Here is a 24,149-nt window from a genome sequence, read left to right as displayed (position 1 = left end):
AGTGTGCATGACACAGGAGACGAATGTTGTGACTGAGGCAGGACTTGAGGGTCGGCGGTTTGAGCCGGCGGATGAGCTCGAGTTGGCGGACGCGGTAGACCATGCGTTCGATTATCGGGGGGATGTGACGCTGGCGCTGTCGGACGGCCGGACGGTGGAGGGTTATCTGTTTGACCGTCGGCGTGATGCGGGGGAACTGCGGGTGATGCTGCCTGATGGTGTTCGTGAGGTGGTGGCGTACTCGGCGGTGAAGTCGATTGCGTTGACGGGTCGAGATCCGGCGACGGGTCGGAGCTGGGAGACGTGGGTGAAGAAGTACATCGAGAAGAAGAAGGCCGGCGTGTCGGCGTCGATGTTCGGGCCGGGTGAGGAGCGACGCGACGCCTGAGTGCGTTGTGGTCAACGATGCCGCAGACGATACCGAGCGAGTCTGAGCTGGCGGGGCTGATGGAGGCGGCCCGGGCCTCGGGTTGTCGGTACGTGCCGGTGGCGATGCGGGTGCTGAGTGACTTGTTGACGCCAGTGCTCGCGTATCGCCGGTTAGTAGCGCCGGATGCGCGGGACGCGCCGAGTTTTTTGTTCGAGTCGGTGGTGGATGGTGACCGGGTGGGGCGGTTTAGTTATTTGGGGGCGCGTCCTGCTGCGGAGCTGATCGCGCGGGGGCACGAGGTGGAGGTGCGTTGGCATACGGAGGGTGGGGAGAGCGAGCGTTTCACTTGCGAGGACCCGTTGGCGGAGGTGTCTGCGCGGTCGGGGCGGATGCGGGCGCAGGCGGTCGGGGGTCTGCCGGATTTCTGCGGGGGTTGGGTGGGTTATGTGGGGTACGACACGGTTCGGTATGCGGAGCCGGAGAAGCTGGCGGATGCTCCAGCGGATGATCGTGGTCTGGCGGACCTCCATCTGCAGCTTTATCTGGATGTGATTGCGTTTGACCAGGTTCAGAAGACGGCGACGCTGATCACGCATGTGGATCTTGAGCGAGAGGAAGAGGTTGGGGCTGCGTATGACCGGGCGGTGGCGTATCTGCGGGCGATGGCGGGGCTGATCAGTGAGGCGCATCCGGAGGGTCGGGATCACTTGAAGCTGGCGGAGGCGGGGATTGATCTAGCGTCTCCGCCTAGTGAGTTGCCGGTTTCGACGTTGGGGGTAGGCGGGTATCAAGCTGCGGTGGAGCGGGTCAAGGAATATGTGCTGGCGGGGGATGTGTTTCAGGTGGTGCCGAGTCAGCGTTTTGAGCGTGTGACGTCGGTGGACCCGTTTGAGGTTTACCGGGCGCTGCGGGTGGTGAATCCGTCGCCTTACATGTTCTATCTGCAGATCGAGGGCGGGATGCTGGTGGGTTCGAGCCCGGAGATTCTGTGTCGTGTGCATGAGGGGCGGATCGTGAATCGGCCCCTGGCGGGGACGCGGAAGCGTGGCGTGACGGCAGAGGAGGATCAGGTGCTGGAGCGTGAGTTGCTGGCTGATCCGAAGGATCGGGCGGAGCACATCATGCTGGTGGACCTGGGGCGGAATGATGTGGGTCGTGTGGCGCGGTCGGGGTCGGTGGAGCTGATGCGGCTGATGGAGGTTGAGCGGTACAGCCATGTGATGCATATCAGTTCGACGGTGGAGGGTGAGTTGCGGCGTGATCTGACGGCGTGGGATGCGCTGCGGACGACGCTTCCGGTGGGGACGGTGAGCGGGGCGCCGAAGATCCGGGCGATGCAGGTGATTGATGAGCTGGAGCCGACGCGGCGGGGGCCTTACGGCGGGGCGGTGGGGTACGCGGACCTGCTGGGGAATCTCGATATGGCGATTGCGCTGCGGACGATGGTGGTGCTGCCTGGGGCTGAGGCGGGGACGTGGCGGGTGCATTTGCAGGCCGGTGGCGGGATCGTGGCGGATTCGGATGCTGACGCGGAGCATCAGGAGACGGTGAATAAGGCGGCGGCGCTGGCCAAGGCGGTGGATGTGGCGGAGCGGGCGTTTGGGGCTCAGGCGTAGCTGAGATAGGACTTCGGGGTCTGGGGCTGGTTTTGGGGTGGCGATGGGGAGGATGCCGATAACTTGGTTATGGCTACAGATGTGAAGACGTTGTTGCGGCTGAAGGTGCCTTTTATTGTCGAGATTGGTCGCAAGCGTTTTCCGCTGGATGACATTTTGTCGCTGGGGCCGGGTGCGATTCTTGAGTTGGACAAGTCGGCTGATGGGTCGTTGGCGCTGCTTGTGAACAACAAGAAGGTTGGTGATGGGGAGGCGGTGAAGGTGGGCGAGAACTTCGGGGTGCGTATCGAGAAGTTGGCGACGGCGGCGGAGCGTATCGAGGCGTTGGGCGCTTAAAAAACCGGGCTGACGGTGAGGTCAGGCCCGGTCTGCGGGGATGGGACAGGTTTAATGTTCGATGCTGGAGGGGTCGAGTCCCTGGCGGTGCATGAGTTCGATGCCATGCTTCTTGACGTCGAGGCGTTTGTCCTGGATGTCCTTGGGGACGATGCCTTCGTTCTTGCGGCGGTCATCGGCGTGGAGCTTGAACTTGCTGATGAGGGCGGAGAGCTGCTCGGCCTTGCGGGAGAGCATTGTGATGGCCTCGGAAGCTTCTCGCGAACCCTCAGCGGAGCTGGCGATGACGGTTGAGATTTCAGAGACGGAGGAGGTCACGGACTCGGACGCCGTGGACTGCTCGCGGGATGAGGTCGCGATGGACTCGACGAGGCTATAGACCTCCTGGGAGCCGGAGACGATGGCTTCGAGGCTGCGTCCGGCTTCTCCGGCGCGTTCGACGCCTGTGGAGACGCGTTCTGTGCCGGATTGCATGCGTTCGACGGCCTGGTTGGTGCCCGACTGGATCGCTTCGATGGACTGGGCGATCTCTTCGGTGGCCTTGGTGGTGCGGTCGGCGAGTTTGCGGACCTCATCGGCGACGACGGCGAAGCCTCTGCCGTGCTCGCCGGCCCGGGCGGCTTCGATGGCTGCGTTGAGGGCGAGCAGGTTGGTCTGGTCGGCGATGTCATTGATGACTTCGATGATCTCGCCGATCTGCTCGGAGCGTTTGCCTAGGTCTTCGACGCAGGAGGCGGTGGCTTTGACGGCCTGAGCGATCTCCTGCATGTCCTCGATGGTTTGCTTGACGACGTCCCCGCCTCGGGTGGCCATGTCGCCGGCGTCCTTGGCTTTGCCGAGTGATTCGGAGGCGCGGTTGGCGACTTCGCTGACGGAGGTGGACATCTCTTCGGCGGCGGCGGCGATAAGGGAGACCTGCCGCTGCTGGTCGGTGAGTCCCTGGGAGATGTGATCGGAGGTGGCGGAGATCTCGGTGGAGGCGGAGGCGACTTCGTGGGAGGCACCCTGGACGGAGGCGACGAGGTCGTGGACTTTCATGGCGAAGCGGTTGAAGCCGCGGGCGAGGTCGCCCAGCTCGTCCTGGCGTTTGTCGTCGAGCCGGACGGTGAGGTCGCCGTCGCCTTCGGCGATGTTCATCATCACGGCGGCGGTTTTGTTCATGGGTCTTGTGATGCTGCGGGTGATAAAGAAGGCGAGCAAGGCGGCGAGGATCACGTCGAAGATGATGGCGGCGTTGACGACAGTGATATCGCGGCTGGTCGTCTGCGAGGTCAGGGTTTCGATGGCGTGGGTATCGGCGACAAGAGACTCGACGATGGTCTGCCAGTGGCCGTGGATCTGGGGGCCGAGCACGTCGAGTGTGTGGAGGACGAGTTGATTGCGCTGCTTGACGAGCTTGTCGGCTTTGACGAGGCTTGTTTCGTAGGTCTTGAGGTCTGAGGCGATCTGATCGAGTGTCCCGATGTCTGATGTCGAGGCGCCTTGGCGTAATGCGAGGAGTTGATCGCTGAAGCTCCGGAGTTCTGCTCGCGCGCGGGACAGGGCTGCCTGATCGGTCGTGTAGGTGTAGAGTTGGCCGTAGAGGCGAGCGAGCATGAGGGTGACGGTGGCGTCGGCGGCATCGACAGCGTGTTGATGGTTCCCGCGGTCGCGGAGTTTGTGCTCGTAAGCCTGGAGGCTGGTGCGGAGGCGTTTGCCTGTAGGGAGCAGGACATCATCGCGGAGTGTGTTGCGTTGATTGATGATGTCGGTGACCTGGAGGAAGGTCTGGTCGTACTGGGCGAACTTGGCCTGGATCTCGGCGAGTTGGGCGCGTCGATCGGGGTTCTGGAAGTTTTCATCGGATTGCTGGTAGAGGGAGAGGAACTCGTCGCGATAGGTCTTGTAGCGTTCATGGTCTTCGTCGCTGTTTGAGAGCAGGAAGTCCTTGACGGCCATGCGGAGGCTGAGGAGGGTTGTCTGTGAGGAGGTGCCGACCTGGCTGTCCCCGATCATCTCAGAGAGCTTGGCGGCGTTCTTGTCCAAGTTGCTCAGGGAGAGTTGTGCGGTGACGCCGACGGCGACGCCTATCAAGGTGACAACGGCGAATCCGAGGGCGAGTTTGCGTCCGATGGTTAACTTCATGGTTCCTGCTCCAGAAAGGGCATGCGTCTAGGTGTTTGCCCGTAGGTTGTGGAGCGAGCATCGGCGAGCGATTTGGCCGACTTGATCGTGATGGTGCAAGAAATCTGATGATGGATGGCAGCAAGCTGCTGCGGCTTCATCAGGGCTGAGGGCGGGTTAGCCGATTGGTGTGACTTTGGTCTGGAAGCGGTCGTGGGAGACGACGCGGACTCGTGAGCCGGCTTCGATGACCCCGCCTTGGGCGAGGCATTCGATGCGTTGGTCGTCGATGAGGCAGGTTCCGATGGGGCGGAGGTCTTTGAGGGCGACGCCCTCGTGGCCGATTAGGGTAGCCTGTTTGGTGGCGTCGGCCTGTTCTGGTTTCGGGTCGTCGAGGGTGAGCCAGCGGAAGATGGGCGTGTGGGGCAAGATCTTGAGGCCGGTGGCGAGGACGATGGGGAGCAGGACCAGGGCGCAGAGGGTGGCGAGCAGTCCGATGGTGGTGTCCTGCAGGAAGAGCAGGACGATGCCGACGACGATCGAGGTGGAGGCGATGATGGCGAGGACGCCTGCGGAGGGGACGAAGAACTCGAGAACCACAAGGCCAAAGCCGATGGCGATGAGCAGGACGCCCCAGCCGATGAGGGTGTTGTTGCCCGAGGCCGCGGCGGCGGGAGCCTGGGATTGAGCCTGAGCCAGCAGTAGCCAGAGGGATGGGGTCACGGAGGTGGTTTCCTAGCGGTCAAACTGGGCGTCGAACATGAGGTCGGAGGTGGGGAAATCGACAGCGCGAACGAAGTCGCAGGCTTCGGCGGCGCCGTGCTCGCGGTCCATGCGGGCGTCTTCCCACTCGACGGAGAGCGGTCCGGCGTAGCCGATGTCGTTGAGGGCAACGATGATGCCTTCAAAGTCGATGTCGCCACGGCCGAGTGAGCGGAAGTCCCAGAAGCGGCGGGGGTCGGCGAAGGTGGTGTGCCCGCCGAAGACACCGACGGTGCCGTCGCCATGGCCCCACCAGGCGTCTTTCATGTGGACGTGGTAGATGCGGTCGGAGAACTCGCGGATGAAGCGGATGTAGTCGACGCCCTGGTACCCGAGGTGGGAGGGGTCGTAGTTGAAGCCGAAGCGGCGGTGGTGGTTGACGGCTTCGAGCGCGCGAGTCGAGGTGGCGAGGTCGAAGGCGATCTCGGTGGGGTGGACTTCGAGGGCGAAGTTGACGTTGGCCTTCTCAAAGGCGTCGAGGATAGGGGTCCAGCGTCTGGCGAAGTCCTCGAAGCCGGCGTTCCAGTAGTCCTGGGAGGTTGGCGGGAAAGCGTAGATGCTGTGCCAGATGGAGGAGCCGGTGAAGCCGTTGACGACGGCGGGGAAGTGACCGGGTCCACCAGGCTTGTTGTCGAGGAACCGTCGGGCGGCCTGAGCGGTGAGGATCATCTGTTGGGCGGCGCGTTGGCGGACGCCTTCGGGATCGCCATCGCCCCAGATGCTCTCGGGGAGGATGGCCTGGTGGCGCTGGTCGATGATGTCGCAGACGGCCTGGCCGACGAGGTGGTTGGAGACAGCGAAGGCGGTGAGGTCGTACTTGCTGAGGATGTCCCAGCGGCCTTTGCAGTAGTCGTCGGAGGCGGCGGCCTGGGTGACGTCGAAATGGTCGCCCCAGCAGGCGAGTTCGAGGCCGTCGTAGCCGAAGCCGGCAGCCTTGTCGCACATGGTTTCGAAGGGGAGGTCGGCCCACTGGCCGGTGAAGAGGGTCACGGGGCGTGCCATGAGAGAGTCTCCGTGGGTAAGCGTGGAGGTTGAACCGTGCGTGAGTTTAGCGGATGAGGGTGGCGATGGTCAGGCGTTCGAGGGGATGTCGAGGGCGGTGGGAACGAGGTCCTGGAGTTCGTTCATCCGGTCGGTGAGTTCTTTGAGGAAGTCCTCGGAGCTGAGGTTTTCGGGCGGGAGCCACGGGCGGCCGTAGACGACGGTGACCCGGCCAGGCCAGAGGAAATGCCAGGCCATGGCGTGCTTGAGGGGTGTGCCGTGGATGTAGATCGGGACGATCGGTGCGCCGGAGCGGCGCTGCATCATCACGATGCCGGGTTGGAGGGGTTTGAGTTCGCGGACGGTTCGCTGGAGGGCACCTTCGGGGAAGATGCCGATCATGGCGTCTTCATCGTTGAGCGTGGCAACGATCGTGCGGATCTTGGCGGTGTTGGTCCCGCCTAGCTCGAGGGCGATGGGTCGGGCGGCGCGCCAGAGGGGGTTGAGGGGCCAGAAGAGGTATGAGGTGAGCATGACCCAGCGGATCGGGCGGAGCAGCGGGCCCTGCATGGTGAGCGGGTCGAGTCCGGTGGTGTGGTTGGCGGCGAGGATGAGTTTGCCCGAGGAGGGGACGTGGTGTTTACCGACCCATCGGCAGCGGTGATAGATGAGGATGTAGAACCGGCAGAAGCGCCAGAGGGCATTGGAGGTGGCGTCGTCCATGGGGCCGGAGGTGAGGTGTCGGTAGAAGCCGATGGCCCCGACCAGGATCATGAGCAGGCCCATGATGGCGACGGCGATGACGACGATGGAGTCGGTATCGGGGAGTCGCCAGATGATGCAGTAGGTGAGGACGCTGATGAAGGTGTTGGACAGGGCGGTGAGACCCATGATGCGGCCGCGGATGTAGTTGGGGGTGAGGCACTGGATGGTGGTGATGGAGGTGACGATGGCGATGTTGCCGAAGACGCCGACGAGGAAAGCGAAGAAGACCGAGGCCCAGACGACGGGAACGGTGGCCAGGAGGGCGGCGGAGAGTCCGGCACCGGCGGTGGCGAGTGTGAGGGTCGACGTGGATTCGCGTCGGCGGCCTAGGGTACCGATGAGGATGGCCCCGGCGAGCATGCCAAATCCGACGGCGGCGGAGACGAAGGCCTCGAAGCTCAGGAGTCTGTCACCATCGTAGTTGTGGTGGGTGCGGGCGATGCCGGGGATCGAGCTGTTGATGAGTGCGGCGGCGGACCAGAGGAGCATGTTGAAGATGATGAGCACGATCAGCCGGCGGTGTCGGCGGGTATAGGTGACCGCAGCGCGCATCGTGTGGCTCGGTGGTTTTTCGACGGCGTGGTGATGCGTGATGGGTTTGAGGAAGGCAAAGAACCAGCCGGATACAAAATAGAAGCAGGCGGAGAGTTTGAGACCGGTGCGGACGGTCTCGATGTCGTCGGCGGAGGTCATGGCCTTGAAGATGAGGACCCCGCACATCGAGGCGACGACGTTGATGCCGAGGATCACGGCGTTGGCGGGTTGGAGTTGGGTGCGTGGGATGATCTCGGGGATGACGGCGTTGCGGGCGGGGTTGAACGTGGCGGCGCAGGAACCGGCGAGCAGCAGGATGAGGATGATGCGCAGGTGGTAGGACTCATCGACGTGGGCGGGGCCTGTTGCGCCCATGAGCATGTAGAAGGCCAGGAGCACGGCGAGCCCGCGAGTCTGGTCGCAGGCGAACATGATCCACTTGCGGGGCACGCGGTCGGCGAGCCAGCCCGCCGGGAGGCTCAGCAGGAGGTAGGGGATAAAGAAGAAGAAGTGGACACCGGCTTTGAGGGAGGTGGAGTCGGCGGTGGCGGTGAGCCCGCCGAGGAGGACCCATGCGGTGCGCATGACGATCTGGTCGCCGAAGCCCGAGGCGGCGGTGCTGGTCCACATCAGGGTGAAGTTGAGGTTGCGCCAGAGGGGGCGTCTGGTTGGGCCTGCGACCGGTGTCTGCATAGAAGGACACGATAGCGGGGCGGGTGATGTGGCGCGGTTCCGGGACAAAGGCGGGTGTCTCGCGCAGTGACGGGAGGCTCGAAATGGCTAGACTGCTGGGATGATTAACTTTTTGGAGACCTGCCTGTGGTAACGCCCTCGAATCGTGGTGGCCCGCCTGAGATCGATCCGGCTGAGGTGCTGGCGCTGTTGTGGAATCGTTATGCGGCGGGGGTGGTGCCGATCGTCATCGTCGTGCTGATCGTCCTGGGGGGCATCTGGTCGTCGATCTATACCGTCGAGCCCGAGGGGCGTGCGGTGGTCAAGCGGTTCGGTCAGGTGGTCCGTGTCGCGGACCCCGGGTTGAACTTCAAGCTGCCTTTTGGGGTCGAGACGGCGACGTTCGTGCAGACCGAGCGTGTGCAGAAAGAGGAGTTTGGCTTTAGCACGCAGCAGGCCGGGCAGCAGTCGCGATTCAACAAGACCGACAGCGACCGCGCGGTGTCGGTGATGCTCACCGGCGACCTGAACGTGATTGATGTGGAATGGGTGGTCCAGTACCGGATCTCGGACCCGGTGAAGTATCTGCACTCGGTCCGCTCGCCGGTTGAGACGCTGAGGGACCTGTCGGAAGCGATGATGCGACGGATCGTCGGTAATCGGCTGGCGTCGGATGCGTTGACGGTGGGGCGTGTATCGATTGCCAACAGGATGCGTGAGGAGCTCTCGCGGTCTTTGTCGGGGTATGACATCGGGCTGACGATCACGGCGGTGGAGTTGCAGGACGTGCTTCCGCCTGAGCGGGTCAAGCCGTCGTTTGATGACGTCAACGCGGCCCAGCAGGAGCGTGAGCGGCTGATCAACGAAGCCGAGCGGGCGCGCAATCAGGTCATCGCCCGTGCGAAGGGCGAGGCGCTGCAGCTCGTCGCGGAGGCGGAGGGTTATCAGGCCGAGCGCGTGAACGCGGCGACCGGCGAGGCCGATCGTTTCGTGGCTCTGCTGGAGGCTTATGAGAAAGCACCGGATGTCACGCGTCGGCGAATGTACCTCGAGATGATCGATGAGGTGTTGCCCACGGTGGGTCGTGTGTTCGTGATGGAGGGAGGCCAGAGCGGTCCGTTGCCGTTGCTGAATCTGACGCCTGAGGCGGGTTCGACGGGCGTGTCTGGAACAAGGGGAGGTCGATGATGCAGAATGCTTTGTTGTCATTAGTTTTGTTGGTGATCCTGATCGTTGTTGTGGTTGGCGCGTCGGCGGCGTACACGCTGGACGAGACCGAGCAGGCGGTCATCCTGCAGTTTGGCCGGCCGGTAGGGCAGCCGATTACCGAGGCGGGGCTGCACTTCAAGTGGCCGTTTATTCAGGAGGTTCGCCGATTCGACAAGCGAATCCTGGCGTGGGATGGCGATCCAAATCAGATCACGACACGCGAGCGTCAGTTCATCAAGATCGATACGACGGCACGCTGGCGGATTGTGGACCCGTTGCTGTTTCTTCAATCGGTGCGGGATGAGTCGGGAGCGCAGTCGCGACTCGATGACGTGATCGATTCGGTGGTCCGTGACGCGATCTCGAGCACGAATCTTCCGCAGATCGTGAGGTCGTCGAGCTGGGCGGGTGACCTGGATGCTGAGGATCTGGCCGTGGAAGTCGAGCAGACCCCTGCACCGGACTCGGCGGCGATGGGTCGCGAGGAGCTCGAGCGTGAGATCCTGACCGAGGCTATGCGTGGGATGGGGCAGTACGGCATCGAGTTGGTGGATGTTCGTATCAAGCGCGTCAACTACGTCACGTCCGTTGAGAACCGGGTGTTTGACCGGATGATCAGTGAGCGGCAACGAGTCGCTCAGCAGTTCCGTTCCGAGGGTGAGGGTGAGGCGTCGCGGATCAAGGGCGAGACCCAGCGTGATATGGCGCAGATCCGTTCGATGGCGCAGCGCGATGCCGAGATTATTCGCGGCCAGGCAGACGCTGAGGCGACACGGATTTACGCTGAGGCTTACGGCCGCGACCCGGAGTTCTATAGCTTCCTGCGGACATTGGAGAGTTATCGCAAGTCGCTGGGTCAGGGCACGACGCTGATGCTCTCGGGCGACTCGGCGTACTTCGAGTTCCTGCGTGGCGACCGGGCGGAATAGGCACCTGCCTGGCGGCGAGCTATCGCTTGTCGCGTTCGATCACGGCGAAGGCGTTGTGATTGTGGATGGACTCGAAGTTCTCTGAGTCGACGCGATACCAGGTCACGCGGTCGTCTTGTTCGAGCGCGATGGCAAGGTCCCGAACGATGTCCTCGACGAACTTGGGGTTGTCGTAGGCGGCTTCGGTTACGAACTTTTCATCGGGACGCTTGAGCACCGAGAATACTTGGGTTGAAGCGGACTGTTCGGCGACGGCGACGAGGTCTTCGACCCATACAATGGCATCTTCGGCGACGCGGACCTCGACGGTCATCTCGCATCGCTGGTTGTGGGCTCCATATTTCGAGATCTCCTTTGAGCAGGGGCAGAGACTGGTTGCGGGAACCTTGACGCCCAGGACAAAGTCATCGGCGATGGTCGTCGAGGAGCAGGAGAACGTGACCTCGACATCGATCTTGCCGACCTGACCGGAGACGGGGGCGGGCTTGTCGATGAAGTATGGGAAGGAGAGTTCGAGATGGGCTTCTTCGGCGTTGAGGCGCTCCTTCATCTCGCGGCACATCGCCATGACGTCATCGGATCGGATGGCGGTGTGGTGCTTGTTGAGGACTTCAAGGAAGCGTGACATGTGTGTGCCCTTCTGCGATGCCGGGAGGGCGACGTACATGTTGACCTGGGCGACGGTGTGCTGCTCGCCGCCTGTTTTGCGGTCGAGGAGTGTGATCGGGTAGCGCACACCCTTAACGCCGACACGATTGATGGAAATGTTCCGCTCATCACGAGCCCCCTGCACGTCGGGCATGGCATCGGCGGTCTGGGCGGGGCGAGTGTCGGCCATGGTCATCTGCTGACTCCGTGGAGGGTATGGGTGCGAATGCTTCATAGTAGGCCGGTTGCGTTGAGACGACCACCGTGGATCGATTCGGGCCATTGTGGCGGCAGGGTGAGGCGGTTGGCCTTAACATAGGCAGGTTGAGGAACGCCATGGATGACCTGGTCGAGACAAGCTGGTTTCGCGGCGATGAGGCGTGCTCGTTTGATGCTTCGTGGTCGCCAGCGATCAATGTGTTTCGTACACCCAGTGAGCTCCACGTCTGTTTGGACCTCGCTGGCGTGGACCCGACGACGATCGAGATCGCGGTCGCTGACGGACGGGTTTCGATCCGTGGTGAGCGGCGGTGCCCTCAGCCAGCATCCGCATCGGGGCGTGAGGCGCGCATCGAGACGATGGAGATCGATTATGGTCCGTTCCACCGTGTGATTGAGGTGGGGTTGCGGATGAAGGTAACTGGGATGCGGCGGGTCTATGACCATGGCCTGCTGCATGTGGTGCTGCCGCTGATTCGGCAGCCCGGCGTCGAGATCAAACCAACCGATCCGCCAGCGTCGGAGTGACCGACAGGCCGGGGATCTGACTTGAAGTAAGAGGAACCGTGGCGAGCGTAAAGAAGTCCAAGAAACGCGGCGAATCGCGAACGAAGAAGAAGCCTGCCGTGCGAAAGAAGGCGCAGGTCAAGAAAAAACCTGCGCGGAAGAAGTCGAAGCGAAGCAATCCGATTGCCAAGAAGCGTGCGGTCACGCGTCGGCAGGCGCGAGCGATCAAGGTCGAAGGCAACGGTGCTGCGGGGGCCGTGCAGTCGGCCACCGGGACGCCCGAGATCCCCGGCGAGCTGCCGATCCTTCCGCTTCGTGGCACGGTGGTGTTTCCTGGGACGATCACGCCCATATCGATCGGTCGCGACAGCTCGCGCAAGCTGCTGGATGAGTCGCTATCGACAAGTAAGTTCATCGGGCTCTTCACCCAGCGTGAGGAGAGCGAGGACGAGCCCGGCGTCGATGATCTTTACGAGATGGGCACCGCAGCGATGGTGCTCAAGCTGGTGCGTCAGCCGGATGAGAACCTGTCGATCATCGTCCACGGGCTCAAGCGGGTTCGCATCAAAAAGGCGACCAAGAAGGCACCGTACCTGCGTGCTAATGTCGAGAAGCCCACGGAGAAACCGGGTGGCGGCAAGGGCTTTGATGCGGCGATGGCACAGTTGCGCGAGCAGGCTCGTCAGCTGATCGAGCTGTCGCCCAACGTCCCTGAGCAGGCCATGACGGTGCTGCTGAACATCGAGGACCCCGGGAATCTCGCTGACTTCCTGGCGGCGAACATTGACCTGGCGGTGGACCAGAAGCAGGACATGCTGGAGCTGACGGACATCGCCAAGCGCGTCCGGGCGATGCATCACCACGTCGCATCACGTCTGCAGCTGGCTGAGTTGCAGCAGAAGATCCAGGATGATGTCGAGACCGCCATCGGCGACACCCAGCGGAAGTATTACCTGCGCGAGCAGATCAAGGCGATGCAGCGGGAGCTGGGTGAGGACGGGGGCGAGAGCGAGCAGCTCATTGACAGGCTGCGCGAGCAGCTGGAGGAGGCTGGTCCGCCCGAGGACGTCATGTCTGAGGCGACGCGAGAGCTGAATCGGCTCGAAGCAATCCCGCCCGCGAGCCCCGAGTACGCCGTGATCACGTCGTACCTCGAGTTGATCGCCGACCTGCCCTGGCAGAAGTCGAGCGTAGACAGCCTCGACCTGGTGCATGCGCGCTCGATTCTTGATCGTGACCACTTTGATCTGGACAAGGTCAAGCGGCGGCTAATCGAGTTTCTGGCCGTGCGCAAGCTCAACCCGCAGAGCCGGGGACCGATTTTGTGTCTCGTCGGCCCGCCTGGTGTGGGCAAGACGAGTCTTGGCCAATCCATTGCCGACGCGATGGGGCGGAAGTTTGCCCGGATGTCACTGGGCGGGGTGCGCGACGAATCCGAGATCCGCGGGCACAGACGGACATATGTGGGCGCGATGCCTGGCCGGATCATCCAGGCGATCCGCAGGGCGGGCACCAACAACCCGGTGCTGATGCTCGACGAGGTCGACAAACTTGGTGCGGATTTCCGTGGCGACCCCGCATCGGCATTGCTGGAGCTGCTCGACCCTCGACAGAACAACGCGTTTGTCGATCGCTATCTGGATGTACCGTTCGACCTCTCGGGCGTGCTGTTTATCGCGACGGCGAACTATATGGGCCATGTCCCGCCAGCTTTGCACGACCGGCTGGAGGTGATCGACATCCCCGGGTACACCGACCACGACAAGGTGGCCATCGCACGGAAGTATCTGGTCCCGCGTCAGCTCAAGGAGCACGGGCTTAAGCCTTCATTGTGCCGGTGGAACGCCGGATCGATTCGCCACCTCATCGAGCACTACACCCGCGAGGCGGGCGTCCGCGATCTCGATCGCCAGATCGCCTCGGTCTGCCGGGGAGTCGCTGCGGACATCGCCTCGGCTCCGGCGAAACGAAAGTCGAGGGCCAGGAAAAGCAAGGCTAAGTCGAGCGCTAAGATCGTGTCCGAAAAGCTGATCCGACAGGCTCTGGGGCCCGAGCGTTATGTCCGTGAGGCTGATGACAGGGCCAAGCCTCCGGGCGTGGCGACCGGCCTTGCCTACACGCCTGTTGGCGGGGAGGTGCTCTACATCGAGGCGACCTCGTATCCGGGCAAGGGCGTGATGCAACTGACCGGTCAGATCGGGGACGTGATGAAGGAGTCGGCGACGGCCGCGTTGTCGCTGTTCCGAACCCGCGCGGCTTCGATGGGTTACGACCTGAGTGAGTTGGCTGAGACTGACCTTCACATCCATGTCCCTGCGGGCGCGATCCCGAAGGATGGACCCTCTGCGGGCATAGCGATGTTCACGGCGATCGCCTCGCTTCTGCTCAATAAACCAGTCCGAGCACGGCTGGCCATGACCGGCGAGATCACTCTCCGAGGCAAGGTTCTGCCGGTAGGCGGGATCAAGGAGAAGACACTCGCTGCGGAGCGGGCTGGTGTGAAACGGGTGCTGCTACCCAAGCAGAACGAGCGAGACCTCGAAGAGATCGACGCGCTGGTGCGTCGCCGCCTAAACTTCGCTTTCGTCGATAGCATCGATCAGGTGCTGGAGCTGGCCCTTGGCGTCAAAGTCAGTCAAAAGTGAGGTGATGTGAAGATGCTAAATCTCTTGAGGGCAAACGCTTGAAGCTCTACACCCGCACGGGTGATGATGGCTCGACGTCGCTGTTTGGGGGCCATCGGGTCCCTAAAGCGGCGCTGCGTGTCGAGGCCTATGGCGGGGTTGATGAGCTTAATGCCTGTCTGGGACTGGTCCTCGCTGCGAGCGAGCACGGCAAGCACCCGCTGGTCGAAGAAGTCCTGGCGCGTGTTCAATCGGAACTTTTTGATCTCGGGGCACACCTGGCTACGCCCGGGGATGCGTCGGAGCCGGTTCGCGCGGCGCTGCCGGCTTTTGCCCAGGCTCATGTCACCTGGCTGGAACAAGCGATCGATCGTGCTACGCAGCCCGTTCCGGAGTTGCGGGAGTTCATTCTTCCCGGAGGTTCGGAAGTCGGAGCGCGTCTGCATCACGCTCGAACCGTCTGCCGGAGGGCCGAACGGATGACGGTGTTGCTTGGCGAGCAGAAGGAGGAGCAGGTTGATTCACGACTGGTCGTGTACCTCAATCGTCTCTCTGACCTGCTGTTCGCGCTGGCCCGTCTGGCCAATCAGGAAGATGGTCATGTGGAGACGGTTTGGAAACCACGCGTGGGCGATCAGTAGAACCTGCTGAATCCGCCATCGGCCAGCCGAGGATCGTTCCACAGCGGACCTGGTGCGATGAGCTGGAGTTCCAGCCACTCTTCCCAAGATACCGTTCGGACGGAACCGTCGACCACCGCCACGGTGCCCGAGCCGCGGTGTCTGCGTGTGATTCCCTCATTCGGAGAGTTGGCCCCGTCGTTCCATGCCCCTGGCGGCGCATCCTCATCCAGTTCCCAGTAGACCATGCCGTCGGAGCGGTACTGACTCAGCCGGACGACGCCCTCGCTGAGCCGGGCGAATCCGTTGATCGTTCCGTTCATGACGTAACTGGTGATTTTGCGGGAGCCCGGTGCGTCTTGCGCCGGTTCATCCTGGGGGCAACGCCAGAGATTGGCGGTCTGGACGTAACCGAAGAGCTCGCCGTGCTTGAGGTCTGTTTCGATGAAGTCCCCACCCGGGTTGGCTCGATGCTTGCCGTCGTAGAGCCAGCCAGCGGGGAAATCGGTCACGGTGTCCGGGCCGCCGTGGTCTCCCCAGTTTGTCCACGGAAAGTGATCGTTGTGATCAATGGCGAACACCGTTGTCGCGATCATGTGCTGCTTCTCATTGTTGAGGCAGCTCACGACCCTGGCCGCATCTCGGGCACTCTTGAGTGAGGGTAGCAGCATCCCGATGAGGATCGCGATGATCGAGATCACCACCAGCAACTCAATGAGGGTAAAACCGGTTCTACGAACTAGTTCTCGCATGAGTTTCCTCTCGGTGGCGTGTCTTGATGATAAATCAGCGCGGGGTCAAAGACGAGACCTGAGGACGGATGGATGTCATTCCCCATGGTCTGGCAGAGCTTGATTCAGGTCCACGTGCGTGCCCGAAGTCACGACGGGGCCGCTCTCGGGATGTTGGCGGAGTGTGCGGATCAGCTTCGCCATCGCGTCGTGGACCGGGGCCGTGAAGGTCATCAGTTCGTGGGTGACGGGCTGCTTGATCTGGAGCAGTGCCGCGTGAAGGGCTGGATGGGCGATGATGCAGTCTGGGTTGGCGGAGGCCACTTGTTCGAGCTGGCGGCCTTCGTCTTTCTCTCGGGCGTAGTTCATGTAGGGGCGGTAGCCAGCCGGGATAGGCGGGGTCGTGATCTCGGCTGACGTGATGGGTTCCCCGCCATAGAGGATGTCGCCAGCGATCGGGTGTCCTAGGTAAGAGAGATGGACGCGGATCTGGTGGGTGCGCCCGGTCTTGAGTTCGAGTTCGACCAGGCTGTAGCCCTGGTATCGTTCGCGCACCCGGTAGAGCGTCAGCGATGGCTTGCCGCGCGGTTCCTGCTGGATGGCATAGGCCTCACGAATGGTCGGGTGTTTGCCGATCGGTTCCTCGATGGCTCCCGCATGCGGGTCGGGGCAGCCGTGGACGACGGCGAGATACGCCTTGAGGTTGGTGCGGCTCTCGAACTGCTTGGCGATCAGCCAGTGGGAGCTGTCGCGTTTGGCGAAAACGATGACGCCTGTGGTGTTCTTGTCGAGTCGATGGACAACACCCGGGCGGGCATCATCCGCACCGACCGCTGAGAGGCCGGGGATCAGGGTCAGCTCCTCCTCTTCATCGGATTCGTCCTCAGGTAGCTGCGGGAGGGTCGCCGACTGAGCCTGACCGGTCTCGATGAGGTGGTGGGCCAGTGCGTTGAGCATGGTCCCGCAGAGATAGCTTCGGGCGGGGTGGACGATGATCCCGGCCTGCTTGTTGATGACGATCATGTCATCGTCCTCGTAGAGGATATCGAGGGGGATGGGCTCGGGCTCGATGTTGACGCCGGGCTTGGGCGGGGTGCTGATCTCGACCACGTCGCCTTCTTTGAGCATCAGACTCGGCTTGACCTGCTTGCTGTTGACGGTGACGGCCCCGAGGGCGATGAGCTTCTGCACCTGATTGCGGCTAAAGCCTTTGACTCGATTCTGGACGTAGCGGTCGAGTCGGAGGGCGGCGTTTTTGGAGAGGGTGTAGGTGTGCGATTCCCCGCCACGGGCTTCCCACTGGGTGAAATCCGCCGGATCGATCGGGTCCGGCGATTGATCGGGTTCATCAGGCTGGTTGGGGGGCATCGTCCGCCGAGTCTACTCGGCGAGGGACCCGGGCGGGGCCGAGAGGGTCGGCGTTGCGGAGGGCTCGGGCGTGATCGCGGGCGTGAGCTCACTGGTCGGCTCGGTCATGCCAAGGTCGTCGAGGATCGAGGATTCGATGATGACGACCCCTTGACGGAGTTCGGGGAGCATCGCCAGCCGTTGCTCGGAGATGTTTACGAGGAAGGGGTAACGCTCGCCAGCGGCTTCGGTGGCTTGGACGTAGAAGGTCTCGGCGTCATCCCATTGTTTCTGGCTCTCGGCGACGGCTGCGAGCCCCAGCAGCGCGTTGATGCGGATCAGTGGCTGCGTGGCCTTGTCGAGCGCCTGCTGATAGAGCCTGGCGGCTTCGGCGAGGTTGCCTTCGATGTCAACCTGACCAGCGTCGGCTGAGCGGGCACTGCTGGCCTCTGCGAGCAGCAGGTCGGCGGCACTGAGCAGCGCGAGCTGCGCGACCGGTTTGTCGGGATAGTCCTCCGCGACGGTACGGAAGCTCGCCGGGCTGGTGGCAGTCGCCAGGCGACCCCAGGAATCCTCGAGAACCTGCCGCTGACGCTGCTGGTACAGGGAGAGCACGAAGAAGCAGGCGGCAGCAATCAGCAGGGCCGCAGCGATCTTGTTGCGGTGCTGGGTGTAGAAGACCCGGAGCTGAATCAGTGTCGATTCTTCCAGGCTCTCGTTGGCGTCGTTGGGTTCTACGGGTGGGCGTTTGGCCATGGGGTGTTCGTTCGCGAGCGCTAGTTTGGAGTCGTGGTCAGTAGGCCGAGACAAGCCCACGCGACACGATCTCGATGTTCAGGGTTGTGAGGTCATTCTCCGTGCGGATACGCACCTGCAAGGCCTCTGGGCCCTTGGTGTAGTCGAGAATGTGGACGCCATTGTCCGTGCTACCCATGCCCTCGAAGGTCCAGCCGAGGGCCGGGTCGCGGAGGTTCTGGCGGAAGAAGCGCACCGCGTCCGAGAGATGAGTCCGTCCTTGGTAGACATGGGTGATCGTGCGGGCGTTGCCGTCGAACGAGGCGTAGCACATCGATGTCACAGGCTGGAAGCCGACCGGTGTCGGCACATCGGGGATCAGCCAGTTCTCCTGCAGTCGCGGGACGAGCCCGGCACCGGCCTGCTTGGGAAGGAGTACGCCGTCATCGGAGTAGACGTAGATCGGTCCGTCCGAGCACGCGGCGAGCATGGCGGTGAGGGTGAGAGCGGCAAGCAGAGTGAGGCACGATCGTGGTGCCATGTCGCGGAGTCCTTTCGCTGGTCCTGTCTGGCAGAGTAAAAAGACGATACCTGTGCGGCTGGGCAGCGGCAACCGGTGGCACCTCACAGGCGGCTGACAGGTAGTTATTTCAGGGTCGGCTGGATGCCGGTGGCGTCGTGGATCAGCGGTTCGAGCACCGAGACCATGGCGTTGACGCCTGAGTTTTTCAGGGCTTCGGTCGAGGGCAGCGTGGCAGTGTGGGGTTTGCCGTCGATGGTCCAGTTAAAAGCGTACATCGTCGTGCCGGGTGGGACGGGCGCCACGTTCTTGGCCGATTTGCTGAGCTTCTTGAACGGCAGGCGGTCGATCACCGCCCAGAGGGTCTTGGCCTGATCCGGGGTCAGGGCGTAGGGCTCAAAGTCGGTGCTCTGCCCGCTAAGGGTGTGCGCGAGCTTGATGGAACCTGCGCGGTCGAAGCTGACTTTCCAGCCGCCGAAGCCCTCAGCGTGGGTGTCTCCGCCTGTGTTGAAGGTGAACTTCTCGACATCGGCTCCAAAGCTCAGGTCCATCAGGTCCTTCACATCCATGGATTTCACGGCTTCACAGCCTGCTACGGCCATGAGGGCGACGAGGATCAGGGCGAGACGGGTCATCGTGAGCTCCTTTCACGGGTTGCGCGTGTCAGGAGCGTAGCGGATCAGTCGATCCGGCGTCGTCGGGTGGCGATGGCGAGACCGAGGCCGATCAGCGAGGCGGAGGCGGGCTCGGGCGTGGTGCCGATGACCTCTCCGCCCAAGCCGAAGTTGGTGGCCAGGATCGACAGGTCGATCAGGTCGATGACGAGGTCGCCATTGAAGTCGCCCTGAAAGAAGAAACCGGGCTGGCCGAAGTGGGTCGCCAGGATCGAGAGGTCGATGAGATCGACGTTGAAGTCGAGGTTGGCGTCGCCTAGCAGCGTGCCGAAGATGACTTCGACCCAGAACTGGGTGTCAGCGGGGGTGGCGACGCCATCGAGGTCGAAGTCCCAGGGTGCCCCGATCAGGCCGTTGTTGATGGCCTGGGCGAGCAGGACCAGGTCTTGCTCGTCGAGTTGTTCGTTGGCGTCGAGGTCGCCCCAGATCGAGGGAACGCCGAGGGTGTCGTCATTGGGGAAGTCGGGCAGTAGGAGTAGGTCGTTGACATCGAACAGGCCATCACCGGTGAAGTCGCCGAGCGTCACGATGTCCTGAGGCGACAGGCCCGATTGATCGAGATAGAGCTGGGGGGCGTTGAGGGCGAGTTCCAACAACTCGATGTCGAGTTGGTTGTAGGTGTTGTCCTGATTGAAGTCGCCGAGCACCAGGTCGAACTGGGGCGGGAGCGCGGCGGCGGTGCCCTGATTGGTGAAGAACGTGAGTAGTTCGAGGGTTTCGGGGTCGAGGACCTGGATCTGGCTGACCACTGCACGGCCGATGCCGGTGCCCGCTTCGGTCGCGCCGGGCTGGGCCAGGTCGAAGATATCGACGAGGAACTGTCCCGGTTCAAGGAAGATCGGCTCGGTGAACAACCCGCCGCCGAGCCAGGGGAGCTCCAGCGATTGGTTGAGGTCGGGCAGCAGCAGGGGCTCGTCGAGGATGTCGGAGTGGCGGAACGCGACCAGCAGCGGCTGGTTTGAGGTGTTGCGGATCGTGGAGGTCATGCCATCGGGGAGTCCTGCGGCGGCGGCGTAGTACTGGTCGATGCCCGTGCCCGGATTGAAAGCGATCTCCACGCCATCTTTGGTCCAGGTGGCCTTGGCGGACTCGGCCTGGGTGCCGTCTTTGAGGCTGACGCCGAAGTGTTCGAGCGAGCCATTGGGGATGTCGGAGCCAGCCCAGCGGATCTTGACGCCATCGCCTGTGTCGGTGATGTCGGGATCGGGGTCGCCAAAGCCGGGGAAGGTGCCTTCGATGTCTTCGGGCTCGACGTTACCCAGTTCGATCTCGAAATCGTTGGCGTTCATACCGGAGTTGTTTCGGACATCGAAGTTGCTCAGGGCACCGATGACCTCGACGCTGCCCTGGACGTGGGGTTCGAGGGTGAAGGTCTGGGTGGGGCTCTTGGCGGAGAGCCAGTCGAGGAAGCCCTGGTAGTGCCGTGATTTGGGTGGCGCGCCGGTCGCGGTGGGGGAGACGCCCATGATCGAGGTGCCGTCGAGGGTCATGTCGCCGTCGAGGGCGCCTCCGGCGTACTCGTCGAAGAGTCCGAAGAGGTGGCCGAACTCGTGGGCGGCGACGTTGCCGTTGTCCTTGGTGTCCCAGGTGTTCGAGGTACTGGTCGCTGGCCCGGGCCGGACGCGGACGGTGTGGTGGGGATCGACCCAGTTGACCTCGACGTTGATGGGGAAGCGCCAGGTGCCGTCCTTGATGACGTCGAACTTGTCGTTCCAGGTGCTCTCGATGCCAGCTTCCCATGTGTCTTTGAGGGCGGCCTGGGTTTCTGCGGAGATGCCGTCGTCGAACTCGAGTTTGATGTCCATGCTGATGTTGAGGGCCGAGTCCTCGAACTCGATGTCGTAGCCGTAGCCCCAGCCGTAGTTGGGCGGCGAGGTCTGTCGGCCGGTGACGGTTTCTTCGGCGATGTCATCCAGCGGCGCGGCCGCCAGCGGGCAGGCGAGGAAGGCGGACAGTGCGATGGATAAGGTCGTGCGCGCGCTCAAGTTCATGACTCACTCCTCTGACTGAGATGGGTTGTGGGCTCGAAACCGGGCGTTTGAGGTGAGACTTTGAGAGATGCGACAGATTCAAACGCTGAGTTTGATTTTGACAGATGATTAGCGGGGATACCAGAGGGGAATACCCTATTGAGTGGGGGAATTGGGGGGGCGTGGCTGATTGACCGGGTGGGCGGGTTGGGATTATGCTTTTGGGCCGCAGGCGAGTTGCTTGCCCGCGGCGGATGGTGAGCATAGCTCAGTTGGCTAGAGCGCCGCGTTGTGGTCGCGGAGGTCGCGGGTTCGAGCCCCGTTGTTCACCCTTTTTCGAGGCTGTTGCGTCCGGTTGGGCTGCGGTAGTCAGTGTGGGTGGGGTAGCGAGCCCGTCGTTGGCGGGCCCTGCCGGAGAGTTAGCTGATGCTCAGAACCGTTGCGGGATTTGGCGCTGCGGTCGAGTACAACCTGGGTCAGTTCGGGGCATTTACGCGATTTTCGCTGTCGGCGGGGTGGTGGACGGGGCACTGGCTTAGCGGTCGGAGTCGTGTGGGGTTGTTGCTGCCTCAGTTCTATTCGATCGGGACGCGTTCGATCCCGGTGGTGGGGCTGGTGGGGCTGTTTGTGGGTGCGGTGCTGGGGATCGAGGCGTTTGATCAGTTTGAGGCGATTGGTCAGGAGTCGCGGCTGGGGGGGATCATCGGTCTGTCGGTGCTGAGGCAGATCGGGCCGGTGCTGGCGGCGGTGATGATCGCGGGCCGGGTGGGGGGTGCGATCTCGGCGGAGCTGGGGTCGATGAAGGTGACGGAGCAGATCGACGCGATCCGGGTGATGGGGGCGGACCCGGTGGATTATCTGGTGGTCCCGCGGGTGGTGGCTTGTGTGGTGATGGTGCCGGTGCTGACGGTGTTCTCGAACCTGATGGGGGTGTTTGGTGGGCACGTGGTGTGCGTGTGGGGGTTCGGGGTTGATTCGCGGCTGTACTGGGACTTTTCACAACGCTTTATTGGGAACTGGGATATTTTCACGGGTTTGGGCAAGGCGCTGATTTTTGGCTTAACGATCGGGTTGATCTCGTGTTACAAGGGTTTTCATTGCGGGTCGGGGGCTCAGGGGGTTGGTCGGGCGGCGACGGACTCGTTTGTGACGGCTTTTATTGCGATCATCGTGCTTAACTTCTTTCTGGCTAAGTTCTTCAAGGACATGTACTACATCCTGTTTGGGTATGGCGGCCCGACTGCGTTTACGGGTTGAGTGTCGTAAAGAGGGTCTGAAGCGGTCGAGTTTGTGATGGAATCGCCGGGTAAGCGGCCGTGCTCGTCAATCAAACGTGACCGATGGGGTGTGAACGACGGTGCTTTGTGCGCGCGGTGTGGTCCGTTAGCGAGCCTTCGTTAAGCTCTGCATCCTTACTGCACGAGGCCGGTTTGATGCGCACGGGGGAGGTTTGGTTCCGCGTGGGGTGTGATTTTGAGCGAAGGTCCACCCGGCTTGCACCGGGGGCTTGTTCACTTTAATCAAACAGGATTTGCTGCTTCTGGATCCGGGGGCCGGCTGCGCCGGACCCCGGCCACCCGCCGAAGTCTCTGCGTCCAAGGTGACTGTACTCAAGACTCTGCACCGTGAAGGTCTCTGCACACAGCACGTCTCTAGCGTGCAATGTGCCACCCGTAAGTGGCACCCGGAAGGTTGTTGGTCGGCCCAGGTCAGGCGACGTTTCGGCGGCGGCGGGTGGTGGTGAGTGCGAGGAGGGTGAGGGCGGTGGCGGTGGTGGGTTCGGGGACGGGGATGGAGGTGCCGAAGTTTGCGGCGAGGATGGAGAGGTCGATGAGGTCGACGGCGTCGTCGAAGTTGAAGTCGGCGTCGGTGAAGAGGAAGGGGCCGGTCCCGCCGAAGTTGGTGGCGAGGATGGAGAGGTCGATGAGATCGACGGTTCCGTCGAGGTTGGCGTCGCCGAGGAGCACGTCGAGAGCGACGTCGATGGTGGTGGCGGTCTGGATGATGGTCACGAGGCTGTCGAGTTCGATGTTGTTGATTGTGACAGAGTCGAAGTTGCCGGTGATGCTGTCGGCGGTGACGATGCGGTGAGGGTTCGAGGCGGTCCCGGCGAAGCCTGCGACGAAGGTGAGGTCGAGGGTTCCGGCAAGGTCGAGGTTTCCATCAATGATGAGGCGGTCGGAGCCGTTTGCGGGGGCCTCCTGACCGAGGCTGAGGTCGAGTAGGGAGGTGGCTGAGGTGTTGACGTCGCCGATGATGTTGAGTGTTCCACGGTTGTCATCGTCGAAGCCGGGGCTGAGGGTGCCGTCGGAGTCGAGTGTGCCGTCGGTCATGGTGAAGCGTCCGATGCCGCCCATGGTTCCGGTGGCGGTGTTGATGAAGCCGTTGGCGTCGGGGTCGATGGTGATGCCGGAGGTTGTGGTGACGATGATGGTGCCGTGGTTGATCATGCCGGCGTCGTTGGCGAGGAAGGTGGGGATGACGCCTGAGATGGTGTGCCCGGCGGCGTTGGTTATGGTGCTGCCTGAGGAAGCGATCAGGCGGTTGAGGCTGGAGTTGCTGTAGGCGATTTCGCCGGTGCCGCTGATGGTTTGTGATCCGTCGAAGGACAGGGTGGTGGGGATGTTGAAGCCGTTGACTTCGAGGCGTCCGTTGTTGGTGAGGCCGTTGGCGATGGTGACGGTATCAGCGTTGCCGACTCGGGTCAGGCTTGCATTGTCAAGTGTGATGTTGTCGAGGGTGGTGGCGGTCTCGAGGTTGATGACGCCGGTGCCCTGGGTGCTGAGGGAACCGTTGGCGATGGTGGTTCCGTTGGAGGTCTGGAGTTTTGAGCCGTCGAGGACCTCGACGGTGGTGGCATTGAGTTCAAAGGTTCCGTCGCCGAAGACGAGTCCGCCTGTGCCTTCGGCGCGGAGGGTTCCGAGGTTGGAGAATCCTGTGGCGTCGGGGTTGATGGTGAGAGCGATGGACCCCTGGGCGAGGATGGTTCCGTTGTTGGTCATTCCGGAGTTGTCGAGGAGGAGGTTGCCTGCGCCTCGGATGGTGTGGTTGGTGTCGTTGAGGAGGGTTGCGCCTGGCGCGGAGACCTGGTTGAGTGTGGTGTTGGATAGGACCATTTCGCCGTCACCGGTGAGGCTGGTGCTGGTTCCGGAGAGGGTGATGGTGGTGGGGATGTTGAACCCGTTGACGTTCCATGTTCCGTTGTTGGTGAGGCTGTCGACGATGGCGACCTGATGGCTGTTGTTCTGGTTGACGACGGAGCCCGGGGTGATGGTCA

General features: G+C 62.6%; 21 protein-coding genes and 1 tRNA gene. 10 read left to right on the top strand and 12 right to left on the bottom strand.

The window, feature by feature from the left end:
- The first annotated feature begins 7 nt into the window (after window positions 1-7).
- The 3 genes from RIG82_03585 to RIG82_03575 all read left to right on the top strand — a co-directional run bounded on the left by RIG82_03585 (window position 8) and on the right by RIG82_03575 (window position 2,322).
- The gene (locus tag RIG82_03585) at window positions 8-388 is read left to right on the top strand and encodes a hypothetical protein (protein ID MEQ9460017.1); all 381 of its coding nucleotides are present in this window, start codon (window positions 8-10) and stop codon (window positions 386-388) included.
- 17 nt (window positions 389-405) lie between these two features.
- Window positions 406-1,986 carry an anthranilate synthase component I gene (gene trpE, locus RIG82_03580; GenBank protein ID MEQ9460016.1) on the top strand — a complete coding sequence of 527 codons (1,581 nt, stop codon included), beginning with the start codon at window positions 406-408 and terminating at the stop codon, window positions 1,984-1,986.
- 69 nt (window positions 1,987-2,055) lie between these two features.
- The gene (locus tag RIG82_03575; protein ID MEQ9460015.1) at window positions 2,056-2,322 is read left to right on the top strand and encodes a FliM/FliN family flagellar motor switch protein; all 267 of its coding nucleotides are present in this window, start codon (window positions 2,056-2,058) and stop codon (window positions 2,320-2,322) included.
- A gap of 51 nt (window positions 2,323-2,373) precedes the next feature.
- On the opposite strand, the gene RIG82_03570 is transcribed toward RIG82_03575, so the two are convergent.
- From RIG82_03570 to RIG82_03555, 4 genes are all read right to left on the bottom strand, one after another.
- Window positions 2,374-4,446: a methyl-accepting chemotaxis protein gene (locus tag RIG82_03570; protein MEQ9460014.1), complete on the bottom strand. Its 2,073-nt coding sequence runs from the start codon at window positions 4,444-4,446 to the stop codon at window positions 2,374-2,376.
- Between the two features lie 156 nt (window positions 4,447-4,602).
- Entirely contained in the window at window positions 4,603-5,148 is a 546-nt protein-coding gene (locus RIG82_03565; protein ID MEQ9460013.1) for an NfeD family protein, read from the bottom strand.
- Between the two features lie 12 nt (window positions 5,149-5,160).
- On the bottom strand, window positions 5,161-6,189 hold the full coding sequence (locus RIG82_03560) for a sugar phosphate isomerase/epimerase (protein MEQ9460012.1): 1,029 nt from the start codon (window positions 6,187-6,189) through the stop codon (window positions 5,161-5,163).
- Window positions 6,190-6,258: 69 nt separating this feature from the next.
- Window positions 6,259-8,160: an MFS transporter gene (locus RIG82_03555; protein ID MEQ9460011.1), complete on the bottom strand. Its 1,902-nt coding sequence runs from the start codon at window positions 8,158-8,160 to the stop codon at window positions 6,259-6,261.
- Window positions 8,161-8,286: 126 nt separating this feature from the next.
- On the opposite strand from RIG82_03555, the gene hflK reads away from it, so the two are divergent.
- Window positions 8,287-9,327: an FtsH protease activity modulator HflK gene (gene hflK, locus RIG82_03550; GenBank protein MEQ9460010.1), complete on the top strand. Its 1,041-nt coding sequence runs from the start codon at window positions 8,287-8,289 to the stop codon at window positions 9,325-9,327.
- The gene (gene hflC / locus RIG82_03545; protein ID MEQ9460009.1) at window positions 9,324-10,277 is read left to right on the top strand and encodes a protease modulator HflC; all 954 of its coding nucleotides are present in this window, start codon (window positions 9,324-9,326) and stop codon (window positions 10,275-10,277) included. The genes hflK and hflC overlap by 4 nt, the downstream gene beginning before the upstream one ends.
- Before the next feature lie 19 nt (window positions 10,278-10,296).
- Here hflC and folE2 read toward each other — a convergent pair whose 3' ends face one another.
- Entirely contained in the window at window positions 10,297-11,121 is an 825-nt protein-coding gene (gene folE2 / locus RIG82_03540) for a GTP cyclohydrolase FolE2 (protein ID MEQ9460008.1), read from the bottom strand.
- A 140-nt stretch (window positions 11,122-11,261) separates the two neighbouring features.
- Here folE2 and RIG82_03535 point away from each other — a divergent pair, with 140 nt between their 5' ends.
- The 3 genes from RIG82_03535 to RIG82_03525 all read left to right on the top strand — a co-directional run bounded on the left by RIG82_03535 (window position 11,262) and on the right by RIG82_03525 (window position 14,916).
- Window positions 11,262-11,672, top strand: coding sequence for an Hsp20/alpha crystallin family protein (locus tag RIG82_03535; GenBank protein MEQ9460007.1), 411 nt, complete (start codon window positions 11,262-11,264; stop codon window positions 11,670-11,672).
- 98 nt (window positions 11,673-11,770) lie between these two features.
- Window positions 11,771-14,296 (top strand): endopeptidase La, encoded by a 2,526-nt coding sequence (gene lon, locus RIG82_03530; protein MEQ9460006.1) that lies wholly within the window; start codon window positions 11,771-11,773, stop codon window positions 14,294-14,296.
- Window positions 14,297-14,334: 38 nt separating this feature from the next.
- Window positions 14,335-14,916 (top strand): cob(I)yrinic acid a,c-diamide adenosyltransferase, encoded by a 582-nt coding sequence (locus RIG82_03525; protein MEQ9460005.1) that lies wholly within the window; start codon window positions 14,335-14,337, stop codon window positions 14,914-14,916.
- On the opposite strand, the gene RIG82_03520 is transcribed toward RIG82_03525, so the two are convergent.
- From RIG82_03520 to RIG82_03495, 6 genes are all read right to left on the bottom strand, one after another.
- On the bottom strand, window positions 14,910-15,647 hold the full coding sequence (locus tag RIG82_03520; protein MEQ9460004.1) for a prepilin-type N-terminal cleavage/methylation domain-containing protein: 738 nt from the start codon (window positions 15,645-15,647) through the stop codon (window positions 14,910-14,912). The genes RIG82_03525 and RIG82_03520 overlap by 7 nt on opposite strands.
- A 75-nt stretch (window positions 15,648-15,722) precedes the next feature.
- On the bottom strand, window positions 15,723-16,994 hold the full coding sequence (locus RIG82_03515) for an RluA family pseudouridine synthase (protein MEQ9460003.1): 1,272 nt from the start codon (window positions 16,992-16,994) through the stop codon (window positions 15,723-15,725).
- A gap of 12 nt (window positions 16,995-17,006) precedes the next feature.
- Window positions 17,007-17,729: a hypothetical protein gene (locus RIG82_03510; protein MEQ9460002.1), complete on the bottom strand. Its 723-nt coding sequence runs from the start codon at window positions 17,727-17,729 to the stop codon at window positions 17,007-17,009.
- A 37-nt stretch (window positions 17,730-17,766) separates the two neighbouring features.
- Window positions 17,767-18,249: a hypothetical protein gene (locus RIG82_03505; protein MEQ9460001.1), complete on the bottom strand. Its 483-nt coding sequence runs from the start codon at window positions 18,247-18,249 to the stop codon at window positions 17,767-17,769.
- Between the two features lie 104 nt (window positions 18,250-18,353).
- On the bottom strand, window positions 18,354-18,863 hold the full coding sequence (locus RIG82_03500) for a hypothetical protein (protein ID MEQ9460000.1): 510 nt from the start codon (window positions 18,861-18,863) through the stop codon (window positions 18,354-18,356).
- A 44-nt stretch (window positions 18,864-18,907) separates the two neighbouring features.
- Window positions 18,908-20,893 carry a hypothetical protein gene (locus tag RIG82_03495; protein MEQ9459999.1) on the bottom strand — a complete coding sequence of 662 codons (1,986 nt, stop codon included), beginning with the start codon at window positions 20,891-20,893 and terminating at the stop codon, window positions 18,908-18,910.
- A 236-nt stretch (window positions 20,894-21,129) separates the two neighbouring features.
- On the opposite strand from RIG82_03495, the gene RIG82_03490 reads away from it, so the two are divergent.
- Together RIG82_03490 and RIG82_03485 are read left to right on the top strand one after the other, a co-directional pair.
- A tRNA-His gene (locus RIG82_03490) sits at window positions 21,130-21,203 on the top strand.
- A 95-nt stretch (window positions 21,204-21,298) separates the two neighbouring features.
- Entirely contained in the window at window positions 21,299-22,129 is an 831-nt protein-coding gene (locus RIG82_03485) for an ABC transporter permease (protein ID MEQ9459998.1), read from the top strand.
- A 452-nt stretch (window positions 22,130-22,581) separates the two neighbouring features.
- Here RIG82_03485 and RIG82_03480 read toward each other — a convergent pair.
- Window positions 22,582-24,149: hypothetical protein (locus tag RIG82_03480; GenBank protein ID MEQ9459997.1), on the bottom strand; the 1,568-nt coding region annotated here is incomplete at its 5' end.

It is taken from the genome of Phycisphaeraceae bacterium, assembly GCA_040222855.1.
GTDB lineage: Bacteria > Planctomycetota > Phycisphaerae > Phycisphaerales > Phycisphaeraceae > Mucisphaera.
Note: the sequence above shows the minus strand (reverse complement) of the source record. Positions and strands in the feature narration are given on the sequence as shown.

Excerpts from the sequence above, each read along its gene's own strand:
- RIG82_03510 (MEQ9460002.1), bottom strand. The coding sequence starts at position 17,729 with ATGGCCAAACGCCCACCCGTAGAACCCAACGACGCCAACGAGAGCCTG.
- RIG82_03555 (MEQ9460011.1), bottom strand. The coding sequence starts at position 8,160 with ATGCAGACACCGGTCGCAGGCCCAACCAGACGCCCCCTCTGGCGCAAC.
- trpE (MEQ9460016.1), top strand. The coding sequence starts at position 406 with ATGCCGCAGACGATACCGAGCGAGTCTGAGCTGGCGGGGCTGATGGAG.
- RIG82_03495 (MEQ9459999.1), bottom strand. The coding sequence starts at position 20,893 with ATGAACTTGAGCGCGCGCACGACCTTATCCATCGCACTGTCCGCCTTC.
- RIG82_03570 (MEQ9460014.1), bottom strand. The coding sequence starts at position 4,446 with ATGAAGTTAACCATCGGACGCAAACTCGCCCTCGGATTCGCCGTTGTC.
- hflC (MEQ9460009.1), top strand. The coding sequence starts at position 9,324 with ATGATGCAGAATGCTTTGTTGTCATTAGTTTTGTTGGTGATCCTGATC.
- RIG82_03505 (MEQ9460001.1), bottom strand. The coding sequence starts at position 18,249 with ATGGCACCACGATCGTGCCTCACTCTGCTTGCCGCTCTCACCCTCACC.
- RIG82_03500 (MEQ9460000.1), bottom strand. The coding sequence starts at position 18,863 with ATGACCCGTCTCGCCCTGATCCTCGTCGCCCTCATGGCCGTAGCAGGC.
- folE2 (MEQ9460008.1), bottom strand. The coding sequence starts at position 11,121 with ATGACCATGGCCGACACTCGCCCCGCCCAGACCGCCGATGCCATGCCC.
- RIG82_03520 (MEQ9460004.1), bottom strand. The coding sequence starts at position 15,647 with ATGCGAGAACTAGTTCGTAGAACCGGTTTTACCCTCATTGAGTTGCTG.
- RIG82_03515 (MEQ9460003.1), bottom strand. The coding sequence starts at position 16,994 with ATGCCCCCCAACCAGCCTGATGAACCCGATCAATCGCCGGACCCGATC.
- RIG82_03560 (MEQ9460012.1), bottom strand. The coding sequence starts at position 6,189 with ATGGCACGCCCCGTGACCCTCTTCACCGGCCAGTGGGCCGACCTCCCC.
- RIG82_03585 (MEQ9460017.1), top strand. The coding sequence starts at position 8 with ATGACACAGGAGACGAATGTTGTGACTGAGGCAGGACTTGAGGGTCGG.
- RIG82_03535 (MEQ9460007.1), top strand. The coding sequence starts at position 11,262 with ATGGATGACCTGGTCGAGACAAGCTGGTTTCGCGGCGATGAGGCGTGC.
- RIG82_03575 (MEQ9460015.1), top strand. The coding sequence starts at position 2,056 with ATGGCTACAGATGTGAAGACGTTGTTGCGGCTGAAGGTGCCTTTTATT.
- RIG82_03485 (MEQ9459998.1), top strand. The coding sequence starts at position 21,299 with ATGCTCAGAACCGTTGCGGGATTTGGCGCTGCGGTCGAGTACAACCTG.